At 35.0% G+C, this 13,501-nt stretch carries 11 protein-coding genes and 1 pseudogene; 4 read left to right on the top strand and 8 right to left on the bottom strand.

Annotated elements, in window-relative coordinates:
- Positions 1-5: 5 nt before the first annotated feature.
- The 7 genes and pseudogenes from QQL36_RS19745 to QQL36_RS19720 all read right to left on the bottom strand — a co-directional run bounded on the left by QQL36_RS19745 (position 6) and on the right by QQL36_RS19720 (position 6,698).
- Positions 6-866, bottom strand: a complete 861-nt coding sequence (locus QQL36_RS19745; protein ID WP_321566530.1) for a beta-1,6-N-acetylglucosaminyltransferase — start codon at positions 864-866, stop codon at positions 6-8.
- 32 nt (positions 867-898) lie between these two features.
- Positions 899-2,215: a hypothetical protein gene (locus QQL36_RS19740; protein ID WP_321566529.1), complete on the bottom strand. Its 1,317-nt coding sequence runs from the start codon at positions 2,213-2,215 to the stop codon at positions 899-901.
- A gap of 11 nt (positions 2,216-2,226) precedes the next feature.
- Complete coding sequence (locus QQL36_RS19735; RefSeq protein ID WP_321566528.1) at positions 2,227-2,814, bottom strand: class I SAM-dependent methyltransferase; 588 nt, start codon at positions 2,812-2,814, stop codon at positions 2,227-2,229.
- A 59-nt stretch (positions 2,815-2,873) separates the two neighbouring features.
- Positions 2,874-3,188 carry a hypothetical protein gene (locus QQL36_RS19730; protein ID WP_321566527.1) on the bottom strand — a complete coding sequence of 105 codons (315 nt, stop codon included), beginning with the start codon at positions 3,186-3,188 and terminating at the stop codon, positions 2,874-2,876.
- Between the two features lie 44 nt (positions 3,189-3,232).
- Positions 3,233-4,036, bottom strand: a pseudogene (locus QQL36_RS19725) (IS701 family transposase).
- Positions 4,037-4,365: 329 nt separating this feature from the next.
- Positions 4,366-4,599, bottom strand: coding sequence for a TIGR04149 family rSAM-modified RiPP (locus QQL36_RS35715; protein WP_415751032.1), 234 nt, complete (start codon positions 4,597-4,599; stop codon positions 4,366-4,368).
- A gap of 467 nt (positions 4,600-5,066) precedes the next feature.
- Positions 5,067-6,698: a vitamin K epoxide reductase family protein gene (locus tag QQL36_RS19720; RefSeq protein WP_321566526.1), complete on the bottom strand. Its 1,632-nt coding sequence runs from the start codon at positions 6,696-6,698 to the stop codon at positions 5,067-5,069.
- Between the two features lie 225 nt (positions 6,699-6,923).
- Here QQL36_RS19720 and QQL36_RS19715 point away from each other — a divergent pair, with 225 nt between their 5' ends.
- Genes QQL36_RS19715 through QQL36_RS19705 form a run of 3 tightly spaced genes read left to right on the top strand, consistent with a single transcriptional unit; the run spans position 6,924 to position 11,524 of the window.
- Complete coding sequence (locus QQL36_RS19715; RefSeq protein ID WP_321566525.1) at positions 6,924-9,110, top strand: peptidase domain-containing ABC transporter; 2,187 nt, start codon at positions 6,924-6,926, stop codon at positions 9,108-9,110.
- A gap of 10 nt (positions 9,111-9,120) precedes the next feature.
- A complete protein-coding gene (locus QQL36_RS19710; RefSeq protein ID WP_321566524.1) occupies positions 9,121-10,455 on the top strand; it encodes an HlyD family efflux transporter periplasmic adaptor subunit in 1,335 nt (444 codons plus the stop codon).
- Positions 10,442-11,524 (top strand): metallophosphoesterase, encoded by a 1,083-nt coding sequence (locus QQL36_RS19705; protein ID WP_321566523.1) that lies wholly within the window; start codon positions 10,442-10,444, stop codon positions 11,522-11,524. The genes QQL36_RS19710 and QQL36_RS19705 overlap by 14 nt, the downstream gene beginning before the upstream one ends.
- 305 nt (positions 11,525-11,829) lie before the next feature.
- On the opposite strand, the gene QQL36_RS19700 is transcribed toward QQL36_RS19705, so the two are convergent.
- The gene (locus QQL36_RS19700) at positions 11,830-12,489 is read right to left on the bottom strand and encodes a shikimate kinase (protein ID WP_321566522.1); all 660 of its coding nucleotides are present in this window, start codon (positions 12,487-12,489) and stop codon (positions 11,830-11,832) included.
- A 114-nt stretch (positions 12,490-12,603) separates the two neighbouring features.
- On the opposite strand from QQL36_RS19700, the gene QQL36_RS19695 reads away from it, so the two are divergent.
- Positions 12,604-13,446: a transposase gene (locus QQL36_RS19695; protein ID WP_321566521.1), complete on the top strand. Its 843-nt coding sequence runs from the start codon at positions 12,604-12,606 to the stop codon at positions 13,444-13,446.
- Positions 13,447-13,501 lie beyond the last annotated feature (55 nt).

Here is a 13,501-nt window from a genome sequence, read left to right as displayed (position 1 = left end):
TATGCTTATTCTTTAATAACTTCCATTAGCCGGTTAACAATAGTAACGTCCTCTGTAATGTCAAACTTTCTTGCCCACAATTTATTTGATTCAATCAAACTTTCAAAATCTTCCGCCCTGAATATTTTAGGATGACTTTGATGTTTATTGAAAATAATGTATTTCAAATTATCATTAACTACCTTTTCACAAAAAGGAGAGTTCATTATAACTGTTTGAAAAAAAAGCTCATCCGGTATAAAAGAAAACTTAAAAAAATCTAGTAGAATTGGGTTGAAACGAATGAATTTTAATATATATAATATACAGTCTGATGTTAAACACCACCATTGGGATCCTCCGAAAGGATGGAAATCTTCGAAAAAGGGGCGTGGTAGATTCTTTTCAATTTGAAATTGATAGAAATTTCTACTTATTTCTGTAGGAAGAATATCTCCTAGCCAGTAGTATTGAATTCTCTCCAAACCACCATTATTCCAGTTTTTAAATGGAAGTGGATCACATTTAATAAATTCCGATCCGTAGTTGTCTGCAAGGAATGAATGAATTTTATGATTAGATTGAATCGGAAAATCTTTACCACTCAATAAAACAAAATATCCTCCGCTCCTGCTCTTTTTTATACCTGATTCCATTAAATTAAGTGTTGCCTCAACGAGGCTAAATCCCCCCCAGTTTAAAGACTTCCTTCTTTTTAGAAGGATTACATTTTTATTTGTATAAAAACTGTGAGATTGTATCTCTTTTAGCGATACCTTTTTATCAATATGAATATGAAAATAAGTATTGGGCATCATCAGAGTATTAATCATAAGATCAACCTGCTGAAGATTGGAATGGGCCAGTATAAGGTAATTTATTTCCATAGTAGATCAATGAATTGTGGGTTTTTCAGCGTTTATTTGCAATGCCTGATGTAAATATCCTGATGTAATGCCAATGCCTTCTCACTATTACTGAATATCCGGGTGATAAGACCTTTATATTCATGGTGAAGAGGTGTTACATCTGAGTAACCAAAGTCTTTTTGAAAGGAAATAAACGGATAGAGCAGCATTTTATTGCTTGTCATGGAAGGTAATAAAATATCCGCAATGACTGTCTCATCATAAGGTTCATCCAATATTTGCTGGAAGAATTTTTTATAAATGATAATAAATTGAGTAGAATAGCATGGGTTTACCCAAAACCTGTTTTCAGTAATAGGAAGTGCATAATCAAAACCGCCACTTCCCCCAGAAATGTAATCAGCACCCTGAAGGTGTGCTTCCAAAATGTTTTTGAATAAAAAGTCACGGGAATAATCAGCAGAAAATTCATGATCATCTTCACAAATAAGAATTACTTCATCATCATTTTCGATAGCCAGATGAATTATTTTTCGGATAGTCTGCCAGAGCCCATATGCACCTACTGAATGTTTGACAGCTTTAATTAACTTGTAGTCAAATTCCTTTCTTCCATCAAATTGCCCAAGTATGTGTATTCGACGTTCTACTCTTTCAGGAAGATTAATTATGTATGTTGGTAATACCATTCCTTCATAATCGGATGTTTGAATCGGTTGAGTAGGAATCGCTTCACGATAATATGAATACACCTTAGTTAACAGACTAGCGGTTGTAGCACTTTTTTCAAATAATTCTGTTATTCTGCCAATTTCATTATTTTCATTTGTCGCGTCTGAATAACCGAATTCTTTCTGTGTTGATATAAATGGATATATAAAATATTTATCGTTCGATAATATTGTATATAATCCATCTGCGGTTAGTCCAATATTAACCTTCGCATTAATAATTAACTGGAAACACTTTCTAAATAATACTACAAATTGAGTTCCAGTAAAATCCTTCACCCAGTTTAAACGTGAATCAATAGGTATGAAACCCTTAAAAGCACTTATGCCACATAAAAGCATATCAGCATCTTTGTTTTCAGCTGCTATAATCGTTTCAAATAGTAATTCTTTAGAATAATGCTCAGTGAATTGATGATCATCCTCTCCTATAATAATATAAGGAGCAGCTTCTGTCACCATTGTGCTTAATATTTTTTGTATAGTTAAAATTAATCCCAAAGCCCCATTTTCATGTCTGATGCCTTCTACAATTGTAAGGGAGAATTCCTCTCTGTTGCTAAATTCTTTCCTGGCATGTATATTTCTATCTTCTCTTTCTTTAAGATTAATAATGTAAGTTTGAATTTTATTCATACGAATTTTTCCTATAATCTTGAATTGTTTGCAAATACAGTTCCTGTTTTGGCTAAGAATTCAGCGCCTTCGGTTTCTGCAATTCTTCTGATTCTATGAGTGTCTTCATGTAGCAAGTGACAATTATATTGTTTTAAAGCTTCTATCCAATATTCCGTTTCCTGTTCATTAACATGATGATGACCGCTCTGCCCGGGCAATGCATTAGTCATAACAATAATCCTCCCATTTGCCAGTGACTGTAATAAATTTTCTATATATTTTTCTTCAATGTGCTCTACTACTTCCTGGCAATGTACCAGATCTACCTGGCAATGAATAGATTGTTTTGTTAGATCCATTTGAATAGTTGGATATATCGCATGCTGTATGTTTTCATATAAACCATCAACAGCAATAACTTTCAGTCCCTTTTTATGAAAATAATGAGATGAATAACCAATTCCACTACCCAGATCCAATACAGATGTGAGTGCAAATCGCTCTATTAAATACTGCCAAACGTTAGGGGCAAAAGTGTGTGGGTCTCCTTCCGCAATATTACCACCCAAATGTGGTAATTTTTCATTTGATACAAAATGAAGTCCTTCGTATGCCATAATAATTTTTCGATTTTTAAGTTTAATAATATTCTTATGTTTAATTCTGCTTTGACAAGTTATGATGAGTCCTTTTTAAGTTCCTCTAATCTTCTCTGCTCGTGCCTTTTACGGATTTGTTCCATTACATTTTGGGCGTTGTGATTTTCCTTTGCATAAACGCGTATCATGATATCTCTTATGTCATATGCACTTAATAAGGGATACTCATTTTTGAACAGCACCTTTTCACTGAGTATAAAGTGAAGTGCCATCATGACTAATACCATATGATGGTGCCAGGCCAGCCAGCCTCTGACCTGATAGTCACTCATACCTGCTTCCTGTTTTGCATCCTGAAAGCTACGTTCTATAAAATACCGTTGGGATTGCATGCGAACCAATTCTTCTACTTCAAACTCTCCATCTGCTGCATTACTTAAAGCATATTTATATTCCAGATTGCCACTCTTTTTTTGGTGGCCCGAATAACTAATAATCTCTCTTCATAGTGCCCGGATTCACCATCCCACAAATATACCTTCTTTACGAATCCCAGGCAGACCAGATCGCCTTTCCCTGTTTTCCTTAACCTTATTTCTTCCCATTTTTTCGATCCTTTCGCCGGACATAAATCTTTTACCTCTGTTGTCTTGTCTTCTGTTTTATATCTTGTTGGATTCCGACCGCTACTGCCCTGTTTTTCCGGAAGATAAAGCGATGGGGCACTTGTATAGACCTGCTGATCACTATGTACGTCCAGTACAAACAGTAATTCCATATCATCCAATTCCTCCCGGAACATTTTACTGTTACCATATAGCCCATCTGCTCCCACAAAATCAAAGTGGGTGCCCAGTTCCAATTGATGTCTCACAATGTCTACCGCCAGTTCTATTTTGGTTTTATGTTTGTCCCGCTCTTTGGGTACGCCGGCTGCTTTACAACGTTTACGATTAGAGGTCCAGCTTTCCGGAAGATATAAGGCTGTATCTACTAAACCATAATAATTCTCTGCACTTAATCCTGCATAAACTGCCACCTGGCAATTATCTACCTACCCTATTGTTCCACAGTACTGACGAGATACCCCTACAGAATAATCTCCTTTCTTAAGGTGAGAACTTTCATCTATGAGCAATGCCACCTGATCAAAACTTTTAAAAACCTCATTAGTATGAAGGGCAACCGTATCAAAAACTGTACGCGCATCCCACGGAGATTCGCTGATGAAATGTTGCATACTGTAGCCACATGTTCCACCATCCGTTCTATATTACCCTTCCTGCTCTGGAATAAACCTTTCACATATTGAATTGATAAGGGCATTTTATTGTGGGTACGGGTTTTAAAAACATGACCTCGTAGCAACATATATTTTTCCAGCCGCTTTGGTTCGGCAGGTTGTGGCGGCTGTTGACCATGTCTTATATTTATACGTTTGATTTACATGATACTAAAGTCTTATTTTTATCCATTTTTCACAATTCCTAACTTGTCAAAGTAGAATTAATAGCCTTACAGAATTTAACAACCTACCATTTAAAAGTGATAGGTTGTTAAAACTAAAGGTTAGGCAACTGCACAATCTACAGGAGTCCCCATTAAGCAAGAACAATCACCTAACATTTTTCTCGGAGTACAGGAAATAGTACTGGATTCTCCAGTGATACAAGTTCCTGTACATGAATAGTCACTGGTGGTGCTTCCACTGCCATCATCTCCTCCCATAACATTCTTAAGTTGGGATCTGGATAAGATTTCTTTGGCTCCAAACTGGAGCGCCTGTAATTTTAACTTTTTCATTTTTGATTTGGATTTAATTGATTGGTGGAAAACTCCTATACACTATGTAAGGGAGACTTAATTTATAAGTGGAATATTTAATTTATTTAGATTGGGTTACTGTTTGCAATAATCTATTTAAAATTCAATTTAGTATTATCGATAACCGGCCATTTGTATATGTAGTAGTTTCATTAAGCAACAGCGCAACCAATGTCGGTGCATGACGGACAATAGCAATCCTTGAACAATGGTCTCGGAACGTAGGAGGTACTGCTGCTTTCCCCGGTTAGACATCTTCCTTTACAGGAATAAGAGGAGGAGCTTCCAGTGCTGCCATCATCTCCTCCCATTACGTTTTTGAGCTGGGATCTGGAAAGAATTTCCCTTGCGCCAAATTGTAGCACCTGTAATCTTAGCTTTTTCATTTCTTGATCTTGTTTTAATTGATTGAAAGAAAAAAATAACCTTTAAGATGTAAATGAGAATTAACTAGCAAGTAAGAATTTTAGATCAGTTACATTATAACTGCCTGGTATACGAAAACCGTTTATATAGAATGTTGGCGTAAATGATATTTCTTCTTTAGTACACCAATTATGCATTAATCCAAGTGCTTCCTCCTGTTTCAAAAAGGCCCCATCTATAGGATATTTCATAGCAAAATTATCATAAACTTTATTTTCAGTTAAATACCAATCATCAAGGGCCTCTTTCAATTTTTCAGGGCCATATAACTTTTCAATTGCTATCAAATGTTTAACAATATTACTGGATTCTTCAGTAGGGGATATCCAATAAATTATCTGCACTTCAACATCTGGGTTAGTACGTAATATTTCTTCGATGTGTTTATGTGCATTGGAGCAAGGGATACAATATGGATTGCATACCTTTATGATTTTTTTATTTCCACTTCCTATTTTTATTCCCATTTCATTTGGTGAAAAGATTAACTGCTTCTGTTGTTTTAGTAATAAATCAAATACTTGCGGGTTGTGCTTTAAGCGAGCTATTTCCTTTTGGGTATATCTTCCTTCTTTCGCTGAAATCAGATTTGGCATCAAAATAGAGAGAGTTATAGCAGGTAGGGAGTATGCAAGTACTACTAAAGCCAGCAATTGTGGCTCTAATAATGTATTCAGGTGTGAAATATAATACCACCCAGAAGTGATGTTGACCGTAAACTGTAATGCCAACAGTATTTGTACTACTAAGCATAATGAACACCATACTTTAGCCTTCGTTTGGAAAGAAATAGAATAGATAGTATATGGTAATGCAAGCGCATTAGTGAAAAAAAGCGCGTTTGCAATCGCTGACTGATTCGTGAAAATATTAAATAACCCTAAAAGAAGCTGCCCGGCAAAATATGTAAAACCAATAGCACTCCAGCTGATACCTGCTATTTTTGAAAATTTTGAGCCAAGGATAGCGCTACAATTTATTTTTCTGCCTTTACCGCAAATGTTTTTTAGAACATGATTGTGCTTATCAACATCAAATCCCAATAATAAAATCGTAGTGATACATCCGGCTATACTTAGTAACAGATACATACTTGAATTGACAGCTTTCGCACCAGACATTATAAAGTTTAAGGCAATTGCAAAAATAGATAATAATGGTAAGGAAGTATATGCCAGATATTTAAATAAAAGCTGACGGCGCTCAGCAAATAAATTTGCTTTATAATCTTCCTCTATAACAGGTCCCTCGGCCTGGAACATCATTACAAAATCTCTATTCCATTTTGGTATAAAATCCTTGTGGGATAATGTTTTCCAGCTATGCAGGTCAGGATCAAAATAACTTAATTTATTGTGTGATCCAGGCTTCACTATCGTATACATATCAATATGATATTGATCGCTATGGATAAGTGTCAGAAATGGATCATCTGCTCTATCCAGAAATTCTTCCGTCACAGTAAACGAGAGATTATGTATTTTTAGGGAATCCAAAAAATCACTGATACAAATGGCGCTGGGATAGTTCGGATGAGATGTTATTCTTTTCTCTATAGTTGTGAATGTTACGCTTGCGTTTAAGCTTTCAAAAAGTAGGGAAGTAGCTTCCACGCAGTTTTCCCTTGGGTTAATGAAAAGTTTTCTAAACATGGGTTACATCTATTTGTATGGGAGAAAACGTAGTACAGTGTGTCCACTGCAATACTATATCTTTCATTAGGAATTGTTCGGTCATATTTTAACTATTATTAACCGTATTTTAACCTTTGATGAATGTGCGCCACTGCGCTTATATTGATCTCATATTTTTGATTTTTTGACACATATTGAATACATTTAGTTAACTTTTCTTTGTTAACTATACATTGTTCTTTCATGAGTTTCCCTTTTTATCGCCAGCTAAATGCTATGGATTGTGGCCCTACCTGCTTAAGAATGATAGCCAAATTTTATGGAAAACATTATTCTACGGATACAATCCGGCAAGTGTCCGGATTCTCGAAACTAGGTGTTTCTTTGTTAGGAATAAGTGAAACCGCAGAACAGATAGGTTTCAGAACAAGGGGCATACAAATAAATTATGACAAGCTACAGATTGTACCACTGCCTTCAATATTACATTGGAATCAAAAACACTTCGTCGTATTAACCAGGATAACCAATAGATATGCGATAATTGCTGATCCAGCAGGTGGAATGATTAAATACACAAAAAACGAATTTTTGTCCCATTGGAAGTCGAACGAAATTGAAGAAATCGGCGCTGTTGGCACTGCGCTAATATTGGAACCAACTGCTTTGTTCTATGAAGCAGATGGAGAGAAGGAAAATAAGTTAAGCTGGAGGCTGGTAACTCAATATCTGCGATTTTGCAGACAACCGCTGATGCAGGTATTTATATCTTTGTTAATTGGGATGCTTTTGCAATTGATCGTTCCTTTTCTTACTCAAAGTATGGTGGATGTAGGCATTAAATCTCATAGTATTGACTATATTATTATTACACTTGCAGCTCAAATGATGCTCAGTATAAGCAGTACGATTAATTCCTATATTAGAAGCAGAATTCAGTTGCGTATTTCCAGTATAGTGAATCTATCCCTTTTATCAGATTTTTGGATTAAGCTTACCAAACTTCCCTTGTCCTATTTTGAACGGCATCATACAGGTGATACGATGCAAAGATTAGGAGATAACAAGGCCATTCAAAGTTTTCTTACTGGAGGACCGTTATCTACCATTTTTTCTATATTAACCTTTTTTATATATGCCATCATACTTGTATATTATAATGCTATCCTGTTTATGGTATTTATGGTAGGGAATTTCTTTTATTTCCTATGGTTAAGGATATTTCTTCCCATAAGGAGAAAGCTAAATTATGATAGCTTTTATATTTCTTCTATTGAAAATAATGCTACCCTACAGTTGGTACAGGGAATGCATGAGATCAGACTTAATAATGCAGAGCAATTGAAGCGTTGGGAATGGGAGGATATACAGGCAAGGATTTTTAAACTGACTTTTAAAAATCTGAACTATTCACAACTACAATCTGCCGGTGCGCTGCTTATTAATAATGGGAAAGATGTGTTAATAAGTTTTATGGTGGCCCGGTTAGTTGTGGAAGGACAACTCACATTTGGAGCTATGTTATCAGTCCAATATATAATCGGGCAATTGAGTGGCCCTATGAATCAGTTAATTGGCCTGACGCAAAGTATCCAGGATACTAAAATAAGTTTGGAGCGGTTGAATGAAGTACATGAAATGGAAGATGAAGAACCTCTGGATAAACACTTTATAAAGGAATTGCCTCATAATAAAACAATTAATATTGATCACCTTTCATTTCGATATCCAGGAATAGATAATGATCTGGTTTTAGATGATGTGTCATTTACAATTCCGGAAGGGAAAGTTACAGCAGTAGTAGGAATGAGTGGAAGTGGCAAAACAACAATTTTGAAGTTACTTTTAAAGATCTATGGAGAATATCAGGGCGATATACGTATAGGGGATAGTAATTTCAAACATATTAGTCCGAAATCATGGCGCAGACAAACTGGTGCTGTACTACAGGACGGCTATATATTTAATGATACATTCGCAAGAAATATAGCAGTAGGAGATGAATTTGTAGATATGAACAAACTCGTTAAAAGTTGCAAAATAGCCAATATCCTATCCTTTATAGAGTCTTTGCCTAATGGGTTTAATACCCGGCTTGGTGTAGAAGGAGTAGGAATCAGCCAGGGTCAAAAACAAAGATTGCTAATTGCCCGTGCAGTCTACAAAAATCCTGAGTATCTATTGTTTGATGAGGCTACAAATTCATTAGATGCTAATAATGAAAAAGTGATTGTTGAAAATCTGGATAGGTTTTTCAGAGGCAGAACGGTTATTGTTGTTGCTCATCGTCTAAGTACAGTTAGAGATGCAGATAAAATTATCGTTATAGATAAAGGAAAGATTATTGAAGAAGGAAACCATTATTCTCTAATTGCTAAAGAAGGAAAATACTATGAATTGGTAAGAAACCAGCTTGAATTAGGTAACTAAAAATAATATAATGGACACCGTTGATATAAACCCTGAGAAATTAAACCTGCTACATATTGATGAGGTAGTAAGCGACACACTGATAGATCAGAGATCCGAACTGGCCCAGGAAATAATATCCAGAAAACCCGGATTTGTTGAAAAGTGGGCGTTGCTATTGTTCTTATTAATAATAATGATCATGGGCATAAGTACTTTTTATATTAATTATCCTGATGTAATTGAAGGCTCGGCAATAGTTGTGGCCGTTAATTCTCCCAAAGCAGTGATTTGCAAACAGGAAGGCCGGGTGGTGAAACTATTAGAGAAAAATGAAAACAGGGTATCAGCAAATGATATCATTGCATATATGGAAAGTACGGCTGATCATACAGCGGTATTGAAACTGGAAAATAGTATCGATAGCTGTTTACAACAACTTCGAAATGGAAATACGCATAAGGCTGTAACATTTATGGAACGCAACTTTTATAGGCTCGGGGAAATTCAAGGAGATTATCAGATTTTTAATAAAGAATTTGAGTTATATAAAGATTATTTTTACAACGGCTTTTATGAGAAAAAAAGAGCTAACCTTATGAAGGGGCTTACTAGTTTGCGTAATATTGATACTGCTATCAGCACAGAAATTTTGCTTTCTGATAAAGACATGGGCCTTACAGAAGCATCATTCAATATGAATACCCTCCTGCATGATCAAAAGGTAATATCTCCTGAAGGAATGCGATTAGAAGAAGCTAAATTGATCAATAAGAAAATATTGTTTCAACAACTGGAAGTTTCCCATATGGCGAATGGTGCTCAGATATCTCAAAAAATGCAGGAAATTACACAGCAGGATCATGATAAAGAACAACAGAAAGTTATCTTTGAAGATGCTTTACTTACCCTGAAGACTGCCGTTGATGCCTGGAAACATAAGTTTTTAATTCAAGCGCCGATCACAGGAAAACTTATATATACTATTCCTATAAAAGAAAATCAGGTTTTGAACATTGGAAAACTGATTGGTTATGTTAATCCGGAAGATACTATGATGTATGCTGAGACCTATTTATCTCAACATAATTTTGGTAAGATTAAAGTTGGTCTGCCTGTGTATTGCCAATTTGATGCCTATTCTTATCGTGAATTTGGTTATTTAAAAGGGAATATAAGCTATATATCCTCAATTCCTTCAGATAGTGGCTTCTTTGCTATTATAAGGATCGATAATAACTTAAAGACTGTAAACGGGGAAAAAGTATTTTTACAAAATGGGTTAAAAGCGCAGACAACTATTATAACCAAAGATACTAGACTCTCTAGCAGGATCTTGGAAGTATTTAAACATGGTGCTAATTAATTTATACACTAACATTATAGGCTATAATGCGGCAAAATCAGCAATCAGTCAAATTTCTTTACTAGGTAGCCATGGGTTAAATTCTTCAGGGGCTTTAGAAATAATGAACTGGCTTAACGAGTTTTCCCTAAATCGAGAGTTGGTGGAAGCGAAATTTCATTCCAATCAAAGAGAAAGCGACTTACCCGTAATAATACATTTAACTGATATTCATTTTGGATATGCAATGAAAAACAATATCCAGATAGATATGCATCGGTTTAAAAATGGTGAGTATAACCAACCTTTACATGAGCATATCAAGGAGGAATTTAATACCTTTTTTAAATATGACTCCAATCGTCTATTCTTAGTTGTGTCTGGCGACTTCACTTATTCAGCAAGTCGATCCGAATTCGAAATGGCATTGAATTTTATGAATGCGGTGTGCACAATATTAAATATCAAAAAAGAAAAAGTAATTGTTACTCCAGGAAACCATGATATTGATTGGAATTCAGAAAAAGTAGATCCCTGTAATCGTTTTGATAACTACATTTCGTTTCTGTATAAATTTTATGGACAGCCATTATTTAGGCAACTATATCCATTTATCAAATGGGATTTAACTATTAACACTGATCGTCCTAATCCTGAAGACATTCTAGCTATACATTTCTACCCAGAAAGCCAATTATTATTCATTTCTTTCAATTCATGTATGTATGAAAATAACCAAAATCATTACGGCTTCATTGGAGGCAAACAATTTAAAAAAGCATTCCAATTTATTAAAGAAAATAATATCAACGATACCTTTATCAAAATTGCAATTACTCATCACCAGTTGCTACCACATCCAGCATCTGTAAGTAATACGAATGGAATTGTCTGGATGGATTTATCAATTATTAGAGATTCTGGTCTCGTCGAATATAAGTTGGAAAACATGGGATTTGACATCATCCTTCATGGACATAAACATAATCCCCAGTTAAGAGAAACTTTGGTAAGAGATAAGAATAATATAAAACATACTAAAAAATTAATTATTTGTGGAGGAGGAAGTTGTGGCGTAAATTCTTCGTAATTGGAACATAATTCATCCAATCAATATCAAGTAATAGAATTATTGAGTTCTTCAAGAATAAATAATGCCGCTTTTATGAAAATAGTTTGGCGGAAACTTGAGGTAAATGATGTAGCAGATTGGTACACTTCAGTGAATTTGATTTTAAATGGTTAGCCTTATGGTAATAATTTATTACCTTATTCATATATCCATAAGTAAATTGTAAGTATCCACAGACATATTGTTTTTCTGAGTTCTGAAATAAAATAATGTTTCTCTTCTTTCAATACTGTTAATATATATGTGTAACATCTAATAAAATGTTACAAGTCCAGTTTTTTAATTACATGACTAAAAAAATGGTCCTCAGTATTTGGATCTGCCCTTAGCTGATCAACATTATAGATTGTATGGCGAAACCTTCTATATAAAGAATCTATACTTTCTAAATGCTGAGTGATATTTTCAATAGATTCATTCCGGGGAAGATCAGTATAACCTTGAGTTGTTAGTTGAACAGTAAAATTGTTATCCCAAGATCGGAAGTATTGAGATTTCTTAGCATTGGCATCTCGCATTTGTTCTAACTTTCGATTCATCAATCCATCATATACAACTTCAGGTCTTACTTCTAAGTAAATTATGTAGGGGTTTCTTTTCTCGATAAGCTCCAGCCAACCTTCACGCAGTACAACAAAGGGACCTGCGGCAACAACCACTGGTTTATTATTGATATTTACAATATCATTGAGTACCGCGCTTTCTGTATATTCAATATACTTTATTGCCTCATCAGGTCCATGGTTGACATATATATCGTAAATATGCTTTACGCCAGCCTTATCGCAAATTTTATTGTCAGTATCTATATCAATAAAGGTGTCACCTAAACGTGAATGTAGCTTCCTTACTAATGTGGACTTTCCTGATGTTGAAAACCCAGTCAAAATGACTATCGGAGAGTCTTTAATTGTATTTTTCAATAAGGTAAAATTTATGAAATTAAAAATATAAGTTACAACTAATCAATGAGCTTTTTTAGTTGAAGTTGTTTAAACTTATGTAAAAAAAGGAAGAGTCCCAGAGATTATAGATTTTTGTTTTGCGAAAAAAAACGAATAAATCTGGGACTCATAGACGAAGATAAAATAAGAGATTGGATAATACCTTATTTAAGTAAGGGGAAACGAGGCTTTGCACCCAGAATATGTTTAATAAAGGTGGTTCAGTTAATCTTAAAGCGGATGAAAACAGGCTGTCAATGGCGGGAAGTAAGCGTTAAAGAATACTTTGAGTATAAGGTAAGCTGGCAACTGATATATTATTACTTTAATAAATGGAGTAAAGATGGTTCATCCAGGCAGGTGTGGATCGCGCTATTGTCAGGGCACAAGGGTGAATTAGACTTGTGCAGCGCGCAATTTGACGGTAGTCATACGCCTTCCAAACGGGGAGGGGAGCAGGTGGGATATCAGGGTAGAAAGGGGTGCAAAACAACCAACAGCTTATATTTGAGTGATAACAAAGGACAACTGTTATCGGTAGGCCGCCCGCAAAGTGGGGAACATAATGACTTGTATGAAATCACCAGCATTTTTGAAGAAATGATAAGCGTTTTGGAGGAAGCCGATATTACTTGTAAAGGTGTTTTTTTGAATGCCGATCCAGGCTTTGATAGTGAGGAGTTTCGGCTGGTATGTGATCAAAAGGATATAGCGTTAAATGTGAAGCCCAACAAGCGTAACAGCAAATTCAGCACTGACCAATATCGTTATTTCGATGATGAATTGTATAAAAGGAGAATAAAAATCGAGCATGCCAATGCATGGATCGATGCATTTAAAGAACTATTGGTGCGCTATGAAACAAAGACATTCACATGGTTAGGATTACACTGGCTCGCTTTTATAACATTGTTCTGTAGAAAATTAAAAGTTTAAACAACTTCATTATCAAAATGAAAAAGTCTGGTTATCGTCTCAAGACATAATATTA

The sequence above is a fragment of the Chitinophaga sp. LS1 genome, from assembly GCF_034274695.1.
In the GTDB taxonomy this organism is placed as follows: domain Bacteria; phylum Bacteroidota; class Bacteroidia; order Chitinophagales; family Chitinophagaceae; genus Chitinophaga.
This window is presented reverse-complemented; position numbering and strand designations above follow the sequence as displayed.